Origin of the sequence: Chitinophaga sp. GbtcB8 (assembly GCF_019091455.1) — a bacterium.
In the GTDB taxonomy this organism is placed as follows: Bacteria; Bacteroidota; Bacteroidia; order Chitinophagales; family Chitinophagaceae; genus Chitinophaga.
The window spans coordinates 169,952-184,681 of sequence record NZ_JAGXJN010000010.1; the positions used below are offsets into that span (position 1 = coordinate 169,952).

General features: G+C 48.0%; 13 protein-coding genes. 6 read left to right on the top strand and 7 right to left on the bottom strand.

Annotated features, from left to right (window positions below):
- Positions 1–25: 25 nt before the first annotated feature.
- Complete coding sequence (locus KVT36_RS12095; protein WP_217603753.1) at positions 26–2,545, top strand: zinc-dependent metalloprotease; 2,520 nt, start codon at positions 26–28, stop codon at positions 2,543–2,545.
- A 235-nt stretch (positions 2,546–2,780) separates the two neighbouring features.
- On the opposite strand, the gene KVT36_RS12100 is transcribed toward KVT36_RS12095, so the two are convergent.
- From KVT36_RS12100 to KVT36_RS12130, 7 genes are all read right to left on the bottom strand, one after another.
- Positions 2,781–3,374: a dihydrofolate reductase family protein gene (locus KVT36_RS12100; protein ID WP_217603754.1), complete on the bottom strand. Its 594-nt coding sequence runs from the start codon at positions 3,372–3,374 to the stop codon at positions 2,781–2,783.
- Positions 3,375–3,420: 46 nt separating this feature from the next.
- On the bottom strand, positions 3,421–4,071 hold the full coding sequence (locus KVT36_RS12105) for an alpha/beta fold hydrolase (RefSeq protein ID WP_368670020.1): 651 nt from the start codon (positions 4,069–4,071) through the stop codon (positions 3,421–3,423).
- Complete coding sequence (locus tag KVT36_RS12110) at positions 4,072–4,311, bottom strand: alpha/beta fold hydrolase (protein ID WP_217603756.1); 240 nt, start codon at positions 4,309–4,311, stop codon at positions 4,072–4,074.
- 174 nt (positions 4,312–4,485) lie between these two features.
- Positions 4,486–5,286, bottom strand: a complete 801-nt coding sequence (locus KVT36_RS12115) for a polysaccharide deacetylase family protein (protein WP_217603757.1) — start codon at positions 5,284–5,286, stop codon at positions 4,486–4,488.
- A gap of 1 nt (position 5,287) precedes the next feature.
- A complete protein-coding gene (locus KVT36_RS12120; RefSeq protein ID WP_217603758.1) occupies positions 5,288–6,055 on the bottom strand; it encodes a glycosyltransferase in 768 nt (255 codons plus the stop codon).
- A gap of 333 nt (positions 6,056–6,388) precedes the next feature.
- The gene (locus tag KVT36_RS12125; RefSeq protein ID WP_217603759.1) at positions 6,389–7,075 is read right to left on the bottom strand and encodes a porin family protein; all 687 of its coding nucleotides are present in this window, start codon (positions 7,073–7,075) and stop codon (positions 6,389–6,391) included.
- A 47-nt stretch (positions 7,076–7,122) separates the two neighbouring features.
- On the bottom strand, positions 7,123–7,803 hold the full coding sequence (locus KVT36_RS12130; RefSeq protein ID WP_217603760.1) for a porin family protein: 681 nt from the start codon (positions 7,801–7,803) through the stop codon (positions 7,123–7,125).
- 449 nt (positions 7,804–8,252) lie between these two features.
- Between KVT36_RS12130 and KVT36_RS12135 the strand changes: the two genes are divergently transcribed.
- The 5 genes from KVT36_RS12135 (at position 8,253) to KVT36_RS12155 (ending at position 14,711) form a co-directional block, all read left to right on the top strand.
- On the top strand, positions 8,253–11,645 hold the full coding sequence (locus KVT36_RS12135) for a carbohydrate-binding protein (RefSeq protein ID WP_217603761.1): 3,393 nt from the start codon (positions 8,253–8,255) through the stop codon (positions 11,643–11,645).
- Between the two features lie 105 nt (positions 11,646–11,750).
- On the top strand, positions 11,751–12,224 hold the full coding sequence (locus KVT36_RS12140) for a glycine zipper domain-containing protein (protein WP_217603762.1): 474 nt from the start codon (positions 11,751–11,753) through the stop codon (positions 12,222–12,224).
- A gap of 109 nt (positions 12,225–12,333) precedes the next feature.
- On the top strand, positions 12,334–12,744 hold the full coding sequence (locus KVT36_RS12145) for a Dabb family protein (protein WP_217603763.1): 411 nt from the start codon (positions 12,334–12,336) through the stop codon (positions 12,742–12,744).
- A 220-nt stretch (positions 12,745–12,964) separates the two neighbouring features.
- Positions 12,965–14,371 (top strand): 3-isopropylmalate dehydratase large subunit, encoded by a 1,407-nt coding sequence (leuC, locus tag KVT36_RS12150; RefSeq protein WP_217603764.1) that lies wholly within the window; start codon positions 12,965–12,967, stop codon positions 14,369–14,371.
- 58 nt (positions 14,372–14,429) lie between these two features.
- Positions 14,430–14,711, top strand: coding sequence for a hypothetical protein (locus KVT36_RS12155; RefSeq protein ID WP_217603765.1), 282 nt, complete (start codon positions 14,430–14,432; stop codon positions 14,709–14,711).
- Positions 14,712–14,730: the final 19 nt, after the last annotated feature.

Consider the following 14,730-nt stretch of genomic DNA (forward strand, 5'->3'; position numbering starts at 1 on the left):
ACACACAACACCATTAATAGATTTTATGATGCAACGAAGATCCGGATCTTTTGCGGCTCTGCTGTTATGCGCTGTAATGAGTATTAGCAGCATGGCAATAGCCCAGAAGCATAAAAAAGACACCACAACAGCTGCAGCTGCTGACAAGAACAATGCGGATTCCCTTAAAAAGAAAACCGGTCCGCAGCCTGTTAAAAAGTATGAGGAGGTGATCACCAAAGACATGCGCAGCAGCAAGGGTTTTATTACTGTGCATACCAAAGAGGATAAGTATTATTTCGAGATCCCCTTTTCCCTGTTCGGCCGCTATATTATGACGGTGAACAGGATTGCCAAAGCCTCTGTAGATATGCGTAACGGGCCCTGGGGCCTGGCGGGCGATGAAATAGGGGAGGCCATTTACAGCTTTGAAAGAGGCCCTTCCAACAAGCTGTTTATGAGAAGGCTGTCGTTCACGGAATATACATCAGACAGTTCCCGCGCTATGTTCAATGCAGTGCAGAAGAACAATGTGCAGCCTATTGCATATGCTTTCCCCATTGCCGCCTTTAACCAGGATTCTACTGCGCTGGTGATAGATGTAACGGAGCTGCTGAACAGTGATAATGATATCTTATATTTCCATGGCGATAAAATAAAACAACGGGCCGGTGTAAGCGGCCAGCAGAACGACCGGAGCTATATTAAATACGTACATACCTATGCCACAAACCTGGAGGTGCGGGCCCTGAAAACATATGCAGCAGGGCTCAACCCTTCCGGGCCTAATTACTCCATGGAGCTGAACTCTTCGTTTGTGCTGCTGCCTGAAAAGCCCATGCAGGGCCGCCTGCTGGATGAGCGCGTGGGTTATTTTGCCACCGGCTTCCGTGACTTTGATGCCAACCCGCAGGGTGTGAAAGAGGTAGTATATGCAAAACGCTGGCGCCTGGAGCCTAAACCGGCAGATGTTGAAAAATATAAAAGGGGAGAGCTGGTAGAACCGGTAAAGCCCATTGTATTTTATATTGATCCTGCTACGCCTAAAAAGTGGGTGCCTTACCTGATACAGGGTGTGAACGACTGGCAAAATGCTTTTGAAGGCGCTGGTTTTAAAAATGCCGTGTATGCCCGCATGGCGCCAACAGAACAGGAAGACAGCACCTGGAGCCTGGACGATGCCAGCCACTCTGCCATTATTTACCGCCCTTCGCAGATCATGAATGCCATGGGCCCTAACGTGGCAGACCCGCGCAGCGGCGAGATCATTGAAAGCCATATTTTCTGGTACCATAACGTAATGAAATTATTGCACGACTGGTACCTGGTGCAGTGCGCTGCCGTTGATCCCCGCGCGCGCAAACGTGAGTTTGATGATGAGCTCATGGGGCAGCTGATCCGCTTTGTATCCAGCCACGAAGTAGGGCATACGCTAGGCCTGCGTCATAACTTTGGCGCATCCTCCACCGTGCCGGTAGATAGCCTGCGTAATAAACGCTGGGTGGAAAAGTATGGCCATACGCCTTCCATTATGGACTATGCCCGTTTCAACTACGTGGCGCAGCCGGAAGATAATATCGGCGAAGCAGGCCTGTTCCCCCGTATTAACGACTATGATAAATGGGCCATTGCATGGGGGTACCGCTGGCATCCGGAATACAGATCGCCCTGGGAAGAACAGCTGGCATTTACTAAAATGGTTACCGACAGCCTGAAAAAGAACCACCGTTTATTTTTTGGCAATGAGATGGAACCTGCAGACCCGCGCAGCCAGAATGAGGACCTGGGCGATAATGCCATGAAAGCCAGTTTGTACGGTATTAAGAACCTGAAACGCATACTGCCGCAGCTGGCCGCATGGACCACCGCACCGCAGGAGGAGTCTGATGCCGCCAAAGAGATGTTAGGTACTGTATGGAGCCAGTACGTAATGTACACCGGCCACGTAATAAAATACATTGGCGGCGTGTACCATACGCCTAAAGTAGGCGCGGAGCCCGGCCCGGTGGAAGAAATTGTGTCTAAAGCCAAACAGCAGGAGGCCATGGAATTTCTTAAAAAGGAATTTTTTACCACACCTATGTGGCTAAACGAAAAAAGCCTGATTGAAAGATGCCAGGTGAATTTTACCAAGGAATTATCTGAGCTGCAAATTTCCGCTGTTGGCACCCTGGTAACCCGTAACCGCTTAAGCCGCCTGTTAACCGCAGAAATTGAAGAAGGTAAAAAAGGTTATGGCGTGCAGGAGTTCCTGACGGATATGGATAAAGCCATTTATACGGAATTATACCAGGGCAAAAATGTGGATGTGTACCGCCGCAACCTGCAGCAAGCCTACCTGAACCGCGTGCTGGAACAGGCTTTTGCCCCGGACGACCCGTACCAGATATTGTTTGGGGCATTTCACCCAACATTCTCTGACCTGCAGGGCATTTTAAGGGATGAGCTGCAAAAGCAGCAGGCATTGATCAAAAAGAATATGCTGAACCCGGGCCTGGATAATATGACCAGGATACACCTGCGGGAGATGAATGATAAGATCACACGCAAATTTGCGATCAAATAAATACTCCTATCCTATATAAAACCTGTCCTGCAACTATTCCTGGAGTTATGATTGATAGAAGAGAGAATTGACTGACTTTAGATTTTGATTGACACGAGACCCCTGCCGGTTTTTACCAGCGGGGGGTTTTTATTGTGAGGTAAAAGTAAAAATGTAAAAGTGGAATACAGCCCCTTATTAGCTGCATTCCACTTTACATTTATGATCTTATATAATTACGTTTTACCCTTCTTCCTTAAGCTTCAACATCGCCTGTTACTACTTCTCCGGCCCGCTTGTAATAGGCTATAATAACCCCTTTTGATGTTACATGGCTTTCTGTTAATGTAAACGCTGTCGGGATCGTGCCGTTTTCGAACAGCTTTTTTCCTTCACCAAGAAGCACGGGGTAAATTTTGAGCCGGAGCTCGTCCGCCAGGTCATGCTTAAGTAACAGTTGAATGAGCTTACTACTGCCCCAAACATGAATGTCACCACCCTCTGAATGCTTAAGCTTTTCGATATCTGCCGGACTTTTCAGGAAAACGGTATTCTTCCAATCTGATTTCTCCTTGGTCTGCGACAGAACGTATTTGGTACCGTCATTGATGCCTGGCCAAAAGTCAGCGTGTTGGGGCCAGTAGGATTCAAAAATATCAAACGTTTTTCTGCCCAAAAGATAATCTGCGGGTTTCAGCTCTTCTGCCATGATCTTGCCAAAAAGCTCGTCGCCATAAGAGGACGTCCAGCCGCCATATTTGAAGCCGCCTGATGTATCTTCTCCGGGGCCACCGGGTGCTTGCATAACACCATCCAGTGTGATCATTGAAAAAACAATTATTTTTCTCATTTTATTCGTTTGTATAATTAAGATGAAAGTTGTTATTCTATTCAGGTTACTTTAAAAAATTGTTCAGGTAGGTCAGGATCGTTGAGGTCTGCATCATCAGGCTAACATGGCCCTGCGAAGGTACAATGGCCAGCTGCGATTTGGGCATGGGTCTGAAATCACCACAGATAGCGCCTCCCAGCAGCTGATATGTTTTTATCAGCTCAATTTTGTCCAGGCCATCATTGTCGCCGGATATAATTAATACAGGTGCAGAAATTTTTGAAATATTGGAGTCGCCCAGGTCGTAGGGCGTTCCGGCGGAGGCGATCATCTGCTCTAGGAACTTTGTCCATTTTGTTTTATCAGGAGCCACGGCGTCGTATGCGGCTTTCATCGGCGTGTTCGTAAAAAGCTCAGGCTTCATCATTTTAAATCCACTGTTCACTTCAGGCAGCCAGCCATTACTTTTATACGTAGCAGAAATGATCACTAATTTTCTTAACCGTTTAGGGCTTTGTATAGCAAACTGGTAAGCTATAGCGCCGCCATAACTATATCCTGCTACATCCGCACTGTCAATTTTCAGGTGGTCCATTACTCCTTCTACATCACTCGCTAAAGTGGCATGCGATAATTTTCTGTCTGAAAACTGTGTATGTCCATGTCCCTGCAATTCACTAGCTATTCCTTTCCTGGTTTTTGACAGCTCAGGGATTCACTGGCCCCAGTTCAGATCAATTGTCATAAAGGCGCCGTGTAGTAAAACTAAAGGTTTGCCCTCGCCATATACTTCGAAATAAACTTTGATGCCATTAACAGGCGCGTAACCACTATTGGAAGGTTTGTTCTGTTGCCCGTTTGAGGGGGATGCTGCAAACATGAGGATTGCAATGAGTAGTATTGATTTAAGAGGATGATGTGTTTTGAGTAAATTTTTCATAATCAAGTGTAACATACAAGTGGTTTTAGGTTTTGCGTTTTTGTGTTTGTGATGATACAAAAGTAGCGCAGCCCCTTTAGCCACATGAGGGGTAAAAACGACTTTGACCGGTAAGATCCGGACATTTCGGAAAGTAAGAAGTAAAAAGGTAAGATATAAAAGTGAAATGCAGTGTATGACCTTCCGCCTCTACATTTTGCCTGCCTGCGCATCCGCTGCATGTGTGGGTGCAGGTAAATAGTCGGTATGTGAAATAAATACACCTTCCTTTTGCAGCCAGGTGAAAAGCGCTGCCAGCTTATTTTCCAGCTGCCGGCCGCATACCCGTTTCACATACCAGGGCAGCTGGTAGGTATGCAGGTCTTCCAGCTCCCAGGGGTGAAAGTAAAAGGAGCAATGATCCCCTTTCCGTAAAATGCGCCGTATACAGGTTTTGCTGAACCATAAAGGCAGGTTCTTAACACTTAACCAGAAAACAGGCAGGCGTAATACCGGTGTTACGGAGGCGGGCATAATCCATAGCTGCGCTTCGCGGAACACCTGCCGCGGGCGGTGTAAATTGTTATACCGGCCAGGCAGCCAGGTGGGGTTTAAAGAGGCATCATATATATATCCGGCTTTTTGCAATGCGGTTAGGCTTACGGGCTGCAGGCGCGGCATACGGAAGCCTTTTACCGGCTTACCGCAAATAGCTTCCAGTGTCAGGCGTGAATGTAACAGGTCTGCTTCTTCAAACCGGTCATGATAAAATGCATGTGATGCGATCTCATGTTTTTCAGCGATCTGCTGCAGCAGCGCCGGATGTTGCTGCGCCCAGTAAGCGGTAACGAAAAAAGTGGCGCGTATGTTCAGGGTATGGAACAGCTCCAGTGTTTTAAGCAGGCCGTTGCGGGATACCGCTAGTTTTTGCTCCATCTCCAGGGACTGGCCATATTCCTCCGGGATATCAAATTCTTCTACATCTACACTGATCAGGATCTTTTTCTGCATGTTAATCGATCAACAGGATGGTTACAAAATTAAAGCATTCCCTGAACAGGGTCTTTAGCTTGAAATCGGAAAAGCGGATCTCTTTTCTGCAACGGATGCTGATCTTGGTAATAGCCAGCTGCCGGTTCTTACCGCTGCGGTGCACAAACTCGCTATCATATAAAAATCCGTTGATGCGGGTGGAGAGGAATTCCCTTCGCCCATTACCGTTAAAGGCTTTCAGGCCTGCCTGCGCATCATCTACCGGCAGGCGCAGCACATACCGGTTCAGCAGGCGGTTAATACGGGTAATGAACCTGCGCTGAATGGGCAGCAGGTTGGTATACTGCCTGCCCCGCACACCTGCGACTACATCGCTTCCCCGCAATAGCTGATGGTATGCCCGGCAAATGGCTTCCACGCCAAAGGGCATATCATAATCGCTGCAAACCTGGTAAGGATTCTCTGCCAGGGCCACTCCCAGCCGCAGGGCATATCCTTTGCCCCGGTTCACCGGGTGATTGATGATGCGGATATCCGGAATAACCTCTTTCAGCTCCTGGATCTGCGTGGCGGTGAAGTTCCTTACAGAACCGTCATTCACCAGTATAAGCTGTATGAAGGTATCCGGCAGCTGTTGTTGCAGCAAATGAAAATCTTCGATCAATTGATGCGTCCATTCGCCGGGTGGATTACAGCATGGAAGAATAAGGTCGAACCGGTTGTGAACATCGTTATGCGGTGTTCCGGTTGCCTGGTTTAGTATAGTAATAGGTACTGGCATTGCCATTTGCATTTCATGAGGTTTTACATGACGATTGCTGGTAAAAAAAAGAGAAGAAGTGTACCGCACCGGGAATACCGGTTGTTAAAAAAGCAGGAATACTACGTGGGGTAGTATTGTTCAATAGCAGGCAAAATATAGGAATAGTGGCCGGATACCACCATCCGCGGCGGCTGGCTTCCAATGGAAGCAGCCGCCTGGTGATGTAATACATATTGTTAGGTTAAATGGTACTCTTCTTATAACTAGACGCCAAATTTAATCCTTACCCCCATGCGTCCCGCTTAAAATGCGATTAAAATAGTCATGTTAGCGATATAAGGCAGGAACTACCCTTTCTTATTTATGCTTATGCAGCAGGTAACCTACACTGATACCCAGGTAATGATTCTTTTGAGTTTCACTTTCATATGGGCTGGTATTGGTTAAACCCAGGCTGTAATTTACGCTGAACAGCAGACCCATTTTAAGCTCATAACCGGCAATGAAATTGGCGCCGGCATCAAAAGGTTTTACATAAGTTATACCAGCAGCATAGTCCTCTTTGTTTTCAAATTTTACCTCACTTTCCCTGCTTGCATAATGCTCATATTCAGTTTTTATTTTACCGCCAACGCCATAAGCCAGGTAAGGGCCAAAACCGGCAAATATTTTACCAGGGCCCAGCGCACGTTTATACAGGAAATTAACCGGCAGCTCCAGGTAATTGAGGCGGGCAGTAGACACTACTTTCTCCGTTTCATCGGCCGGGCCGGTAGTTATTTGATGCAGCTTAGCCCCTTTGGCGCTATAAAACAGACCGGGTTGCAGGGAAAAGTTTTTTGCCAGAGAAATGTCGGCAATAATACCTGCATGGAATGCGGGAAGTGTTTTTGTGTTAGCCTCGTAAGGTGTATTGTCTGTTATGACGTTCTTGGAACTCATACCAGCTAAACTAAAACCGGCTTTTACGCCAAAAGAAACCTGTGCATAGGAAAACAATCCGCAGGAGAGGGCTGCGGTTAATAACAAAAGATGTTTTTTCATTAAATAGGTATATACTGTTTATAAATACAAAAATTATATTCCACTTTTTACTTACGCTTATGCAGCAGGTAGCCTACACTGATGCCCAGGTAATGGTTCTTTTCAGTTTCGTTATCATAAGGACTGGTATTGATCAGGCCCAGGCTATAATTTACGCTGAACACTAAACCCATTTTAAACTCGTAACCGGCTATAAAATTGGCGCCTGCGTCAAAGGGTTTTACATAAGCTACATCCAGCAGAGAATCGCTCTGTTCATTTTTAAATTTTATATCAATGTCTTGGGCTTCATCGCCACCATAGTTAACTTTTATTTTACCGCCAACACCATACGCCAGGTAAGGTCCGAAACCGGCAAATATTTTACCGGGGCCCAGCTCATGTTTATACAGGAAATTAACCGGCAGCTCCAGGTAATTGAGGTGGGCAGTAGACTCTAATTTCACCGGTCCATCTGCCGGGCCGGGAACTATTTGCTCCGTCTTAGCCCCTTTGGCGCTGTAAAACAGGCCGGGTTGCAGGGAAAAGTTTTCCGACAGGGAAATGTCGGCAATAACACCTGCATGGAATGCGGGAAGTGCTTTTGTGTCAGGCTGGGTAAGTGGATTATCGTACTTGGAGCTCATACCAGCCAGGCTAAAACCGGCTTTTACGCCAAAGGAAACCTGTGCATGGGACAACAAACCGCAGGAAAGGGCGGTGGTCAATAACAAAAGATGCTTTTTCATTTAATAGGTATAATTAATGGTCAAATAATGAATGAATAAAAACTAAATTGATGCTTTGCCCCTTTTTGATGCTAACAACTGCTACGTAAAAAAGTCAAACAACCGTAAAACGCAGCAAAGGATCATAATGTTACAGCCCTGTGCTAACGTTTAGCAGTATACGTTTTTCTGAAGGATCTCATTTTCATCATATAAGTGTCCGGTTTGTGCAGCCTGTTCTACCCATTTTATACCCATTTACCGCAAAGCCTTACCTGGCGGTATTACAGCTATTTTAGTCCCTTACACTTACTGATTTAAGTATGCGCCGCAAAGATAATTAAAAGAAAAATAGTATTAACTTTATCCTGCATATTTTAATTATGAACCATGTCATTGAAGCCAATTCCTCACGTAATTGTCCATTAACATAACAACAATCTTTATCCATTCAAAAAAACCACTCTTGCATGATGAGAAACCTACCAAAAATGCAGCAATTTTTGCGTGCCCGCCTATTGAAAATATGCCTGGGCATTACCCTGTTCCTGGGCGGCTTTGCCGGCAATGGCTATAGCCAGCTGCCCGCAGGATTTATTCAGAAAAAGCTTACCGGCGATAACATTAATGAGGCCACTGCCATGGTGCACGCACCGGATGGCCGCATCTTTATTGCAGAACGTTCCGGTAATGTAAAAGTGTTCCAGAACGGTAACGTATCTACGGTGCATACCGTTGGCACTACCACCGGCTCAGAACAGGGCTTGCTGGGTATTACCCTGCATCCGCAGTTTGCCGCCAACGGCAAGTTTTACATTTTTTACACCAACCCGGCTATGACGGTGCATTACCTGGATGCAGTGGTGATCAACACTGCAAATGTGGTAACCTCCACTACCCGCATCATGGAGTTTGACCCCATCATCAACGGTTTCCATAACGGCGGCGCCATCCTGTTTAAAGATGGTTTGCTGTATGTGGCTATTGGTGAAAGTAACTCTCCCGCAGAAGCCACCAAGCTGGATACCTACCGCGGTAAAATATTGCGGTTAACGGAAGATGGGCAGCCTGCACCGGGCAATCCGTATTACAATGAGGCAGGCGCTTCCCGCCAGAAGCGGAGCATTTGGGCCATTGGTATGCGCAACCCATGGAAAATGGCGCTGGACCCGCTTTCCGGCAAAATATTCGTGGTAAATGTGGGTGGCGACTATGAGGAGATCAATGATGTTACTGCACCGGATGCTTCCAAAAATTATAATTATGGCTGGGACCAGAATGGCCGCTCCGGCCCGCAGCAGGCTGCCGGCACCATACTACCGGCATTTGCCTACCCGCATGATAACTGGGGATGCGCCATTACCTCCGGCGTATTCTTTAACCCGCCGGCCACCAACTATCCCACACAGTACCGCAACCGTTTTTATTTCTCCGACTGGTGCTCCCAGTGGTTCCGCAGCGTAGATGCGGTGAACCCCGGCGTGGGTGCTGCACAGGAATTTTCGCCCAGCGGTTTTGGCTCCATCCTGGGTACCAGTGTAGGCATTGACGGTAATATCTACTACATTAAATATAATTCCACCGGCAGCTTATGGCGTATTGAGTTTGACAGCAACCAGAAACCGGAGGTGGTGAACAACCCTGCCAGCCAAACGGTGGTAGCCGGTGATCCGGTTAGCTTTTCTGTAAGTGTATCCGGCGCTACGCCCATCACTTACCAATGGCAGAAGAATGGCGTGAACATCAGCGGGGCTACCGCCAACACCTATACGATAGCGCAAACCGCAGCAGCAGATGCAGGCAGCTACCGCTGTCTGGTGGCCAATACCCTGGGTGCAGATACCAGCACGGCCGCCGTGCTTACCGTACAGCCGTTTAATGCCCGCCCGGTACCGCACATCTTAACGCCAACAGCCAGCCTTACCTGGAGCGTATTAGACCAGGTGAGCTTTTCCGGCAGCGCTACAGACCTGGAAGATGGTACCTTACCCGCATCAGCCTACAAATGGGAGGTACGTTTTTATCATAAGGACAATCCTACCAGCGAGCACTATCATCCCGGCCCGGTAATACCGGCAGGTATTACATCCGGCAGTTTTGTAGCGGATAACGGCGGGGAAACATCGCCCAACATCTGGTTCCGTATACTCTTAACCGTTACCGACTCGCAGGGCCGTACCGGTGTGGATTCTGTAGATATTCAGCCCAATAAGGTAAACCTGACCATTACTTCCAGCAAACCCGGGTTACAGCTGGTATTAGGCTCGCAGGTAACTGCGCCGGCCACTAAAACCTTTGTGGTAAATTCCAACTTTACCATACAGGCCCTTAGCCCGCAAACCCTGGGCGATACCGCTTATGAATTTACAGACTGGGCGCATGGCGGCGCAGTTACGCAAAACCTGCGTGTGCCTGCTGTTAATACCACCTATACAGCTAATTATAAGGTGAGCGCATCTTTACAAAATCCCTACAAGGGCGTGCCGGCTGCCATACCGGGTAAAATTGAAATAGAAGATTATGATACCGGTGGCGAAGGTATTGCCTACCATGATGCTTCTGTTGCTAACCAGGGTAACGGATACCGCCCCAACGAAGGTGTGGACCTGGAAGGCTGTGCAGATACCGGCGGCGGTTTTAACATAGGTTATGTAGCTACCGGCGAGTGGCTGGAATATACCGTGAATGTAACCACACCCGGCGTATATACCCTGGCTGTCCGTGTAGCCACGCCTTATGATGCCAAAGCATTCCATGTAGAGCTGGATGGCGTGAACATCAGCGGTACCATGGCCGTACCCAAGACCGGCGGTTTCCAGGCATGGCAAACCATTAGCGTGAACACACCGGCCCTGACCACCGGCGTAAAAGTATTACGTGTAACCATGGATGCAGCGGATCTGAACATTAACTACCTGACCTTTGCCCTTGGCGGCAACAGTGGCAGCGCGCCTACCGTAAGCCTTAACGCCCCGGCCAATAACGCTGCCTTCTTTAATAATGCTGATATTGATATGGCGGCTACTGCAGCAGATGCAGATGGCACGGTGCGCAAAGTGGAATTTTTCCAGGGCGCTACCAGGCTGGGAGAAGATACTACCAGCCCTTACCAGTATACCTGGATAGGCGCAGCCGCAGGCACTTATTCCCTTACAGCCAAAGCCACGGACAATGCCGGTTTAACCACCACATCCGCCCCAATAGCTATTACCGTAAACCCGGTAACAGGAGCTAAAACCATTCCTGGTAAAATAGAAGCTGAAGCTTTTGACGCTAAGTCGGACGTTGGAACAGAAGGCTGTGCAGATACCGGCGGCGGTGAAAATGTGGGCTGGATAAATACGGATGACTGGATGGATTACAACGTAAAAGTAACCACGGCCGGCACTTATACCGTAAACTTACGTGTAGCCAGCCCGGATGGCGGCAAACAATTACAGCTGCGCTCCGGCACAGCTATCCTGGCTACAGTAACCGTACCTGCCACCGGCGGCTGGCAGGCCTGGACCACTATTACCACCACGGTAACCCTGGCTGCCGGCGATCAAACCCTGCGCATTTATGCAGTAAGCGGCGACTGGAACATTAACTGGGTTGAGTTCAGCAGCGCAGCGCAGGCAAGCCACCTGCCGGAAACAACCGACCAGTTTAAGGTATATCCCAACCCGGTAACCAGCAACCTGACCATTGGCGGCCTGAAGAATGATGGGGTGGTAAGCGTGATCAATGTGGCCAACTCACAGGTTACCAGAATGAAGTCAGCGAACGGTACCTTAAACCTTGGCAACCTGCCAGCCGGTACCTATATTATTGAGTTCAGGGATGGCAAAAAAGTAGTAAGGAAAAAATTTGTTAAACTATAAGTAAATGGTACGGAGGTCTTTAAGGCCTCCGGCCATTTCCTGCAGTAACAAATGGCACAGTTTTCGTTATGGGTAGGGCAGACCTAATATTTTAAAATTAAAGCCATGAGAAACTTAGTTATAGCCATCGCATCATCCGCATTGATCTTTGCATCCTGCCAGAGCAATGACGAGAAGGCTGCCGCTATAGGGGATGCCAAACAGGCAACCATTGATTCAATAAACGCGGTAAGTGTAGCAAAACAGCAGGTAATTGATTCTGTGAACGCTGAAAAAGCAAAACATAAAAGCCATAACAGCCAGGCATCAAACGGCAGCTACAGCAATAACAGCTCCGCTGATAATTCTACTGCAGCCGCTCCTGCAGCCACCACCACTACCAAGAAAAAGGGCTGGAGCCATACCGCTAAAGGTGCGGTAGTAGGCGCTGGTGCAGGTGCTATCACAGGCGCCCTGGTGAATAAAGACCACTTAAAAGGCGCTGCCATTGGTACCGTAATTGGTGCGGGTGTAGGTGCCGGTACAGGTGCCATTGTGGACCATGCCAAGAAGAAAAAGGAGCAGAAGGCCAACCAGTAAGTAAGATGGAATAAAGATGTATACGGGCGTCTTCCCCACCGGGAAGGCGCCTTTTTTTATGCAGTATATTTTACTATTTTGAGGGCATCAACCCGATTAACGATTAACCATGAAAAATTCCAACAGACGTAAATTCCTGGGCACAGCTGCCACTATTTTAGCTGGTACTGCGGCCGCTACAGCATCGCCATTGCAGGCTGCTGCACCCAAATACCCCGTGGTACACCATGTATTCTTCTGGCTTAAGAATCCCGGTTCTGCGGAAGACCGTGATAAGCTGGTGGCCGGTGTTAAAACCCTGGCCAAGATCAAAACCGTAAAAGAGCTGCGGGTAGGGGTGGTGGCCAGCACCGAAAAACGGGAGGTGGTAGATAACAGCTGGGCTGTATCTGAGCTGATGTTCTTTGCCGACCTGGCAGGGCAGGCTGCTTACCAGACAGATCCCATTCACCTGGAATTTATTAAGAACTGTGGCCACCTTTGGGAAAAGGTGATTGTTTATGATGCGGTGGATGCCTGAGGTGTGCGGTAAGACTGCCGCCTGTGCGGATGGCGCCGTGATTGTATTGTAAAACATTTATAATCAATACTATAAGGCTTTGGCCGTCCCCGTACGGTCAAAGCCTTGTTCATCTGCAGCCCCCGGTTTTTAACGTTTCCTGTTAGAAAAAATCTGACTAAAAAGCAGAATATCTGGATATATTTTAACAATTTTGCAGTTACTTTTTAAATTATAAAAAATGAGCCAAATACCTACTACCGTATTTGATAAAGTATGGGATTCACATGTTGTGAGAAAAATAGCAGACGGTCCGGACGTATTTTTTATTGACCGCCACTTTATTCATGAAGTAACCAGCCCGGTAGCATTCCTGGGTTTAGAGAGCCGGGGGCTGAAAGTGATGTTCTCCGAAAAAACCTTTGCTACCGCAGATCATAATACACCTACTATTAACCAGCATTTACCGGTGCAGGACCCGCTTTCTGCCAACCAGTTAAAAGCCCTGGAAACCAACTCATCCAAATACGGCATTTCCCACTGGGGCCTGGGTAATCCCAAGAACGGCATTGTGCATGTGGTAGGCCCGGAAAACGGTATTACCCTGCCGGGTATGACCATTGTATGCGGCGACTCGCATACCTCTACCCATGGCGCATTTGGCGCTATTGCCTTTGGTATTGGCACTTCTGAGGTGGAGATGGTATTATCTTCCCAGTGTATAATGCAGCCCAAGCCCAAAAAAATGCGCATTAATGTAAATGGCAAGCTGGGTAAAGGAGTTACACCTAAAGATGTGGTACTGTATATTATTGCCAAGCTGACTGCAGCCGGTGCTACCGGTTATTTTGTGGAATACGCAGGCGATGTGTTTGAGCAAATGAGCATGGAAGGCCGTATGACGGTTTGTAACATGAGCATTGAAATGGGCGCCCGCGGCGGCATTATAGCACCGGACGAAACTACTTTTGCATATATCAAAGGCCGTGAAAAAGCCCCTAAAGGCGAAGCATGGGATAAAGCCCTGGCTTACTGGAAAACGCTGAAAACCGATGCCGGCGCTATATTTGACCAGGAATATACCTTTGAAGCTGCGGATATTGAACCCATGATCACCTACGGTACCAACCCCGGTATGGGATTGGGTATTACCCAACATATCCCCTCTGCAGACAGCGGCAGCGGCAAGGCCAGTTATGAAAAGTCCCTGAACTATATGGGCTTTCATGAAGAAGAATCCATGCTGGGTAAAAAGATAGATTATGTGTTCATAGGCAGCTGTACCAACGGCCGTATAGAAGACTTCCGCGCTTTTGCCTCTATTGTAAAAGGACGTAAAAAAGCAGATCATGTAACAGCATGGATAGTGCCCGGCTCACACATTGTAGAGCAGCAGATCAGGGAAGAAGGCATCCTGGATATTTTAACAGCCGCAGGCTTCCAGCTGCGCCAGCCCGGATGTTCCGCCTGTTTGGCCATGAATGATGATAAGATCCCGGCGGGTAAATATGCCGTGAGCACCAGCAACCGCAACTTTGAAGGCAGGCAGGGCCCCGGCGCAAGAACGCTGCTGGCAAGCCCCTTAGTAGCAGCTGCAGCAGCGGTAACCGGTGTGGTAACAGACCCCCGTGTTTTAATGGCGGATTAATAACGCCCGCGTATAAACGATCAGCAACATAATTAATTAACAGAGATACGACCTAAAAATGGCTTACGATAAATTCACTGTATTACGGAGTTCAGCGGTGCCCATGCCCATTGGAAATGTAGATACTGACCAGATCATTTCTGCACGTTTCCTGAAAGCTTCAGAACGTAAAGGATTTGGCGATAACCTGTTCCGCGTCTGGCGTTATGAGTTCGATATTACGCCTAAGAAAGATTTTGTACTGAACAATCCCTCCTACAGGGGTAAGATACTGGAAGGCGGTAGGACCTTTGGCGGGGGCAGATGCCGGGTGCACGTTGCCTGGGCCATTTATGTTTAGGGTTTCCGCGTGGGGGGAG

Excerpts from the sequence above, each read along its gene's own strand:
- KVT36_RS12095 (WP_217603753.1), top strand. The coding sequence starts at position 26 with ATGATGCAACGAAGATCCGGATCTTTTGCGGCTCTGCTGTTATGCGCT.
- KVT36_RS12100 (WP_217603754.1), bottom strand. The coding sequence starts at position 3,374 with ATGAGAAAAATAATTGTTTTTTCAATGATCACACTGGATGGTGTTATG.
- KVT36_RS12110 (WP_217603756.1), bottom strand. The coding sequence starts at position 4,311 with ATGTTACACTTGATTATGAAAAATTTACTCAAAACACATCATCCTCTT.
- KVT36_RS12115 (WP_217603757.1), bottom strand. The coding sequence starts at position 5,286 with ATGCAGAAAAAGATCCTGATCAGTGTAGATGTAGAAGAATTTGATATC.
- KVT36_RS12120 (WP_217603758.1), bottom strand. The coding sequence starts at position 6,055 with ATGGCAATGCCAGTACCTATTACTATACTAAACCAGGCAACCGGAACA.
- KVT36_RS12125 (WP_217603759.1), bottom strand. The coding sequence starts at position 7,075 with ATGAAAAAACATCTTTTGTTATTAACCGCAGCCCTCTCCTGCGGATTG.
- KVT36_RS12130 (WP_217603760.1), bottom strand. The coding sequence starts at position 7,803 with ATGAAAAAGCATCTTTTGTTATTGACCACCGCCCTTTCCTGCGGTTTG.
- KVT36_RS12135 (WP_217603761.1), top strand. The coding sequence starts at position 8,253 with ATGATGAGAAACCTACCAAAAATGCAGCAATTTTTGCGTGCCCGCCTA.
- KVT36_RS12140 (WP_217603762.1), top strand. The coding sequence starts at position 11,751 with ATGAGAAACTTAGTTATAGCCATCGCATCATCCGCATTGATCTTTGCA.
- KVT36_RS12145 (WP_217603763.1), top strand. The coding sequence starts at position 12,334 with ATGAAAAATTCCAACAGACGTAAATTCCTGGGCACAGCTGCCACTATT.
- leuC (WP_217603764.1), top strand. The coding sequence starts at position 12,965 with ATGAGCCAAATACCTACTACCGTATTTGATAAAGTATGGGATTCACAT.
- KVT36_RS12155 (WP_217603765.1), top strand. The coding sequence starts at position 14,430 with ATGGCTTACGATAAATTCACTGTATTACGGAGTTCAGCGGTGCCCATG.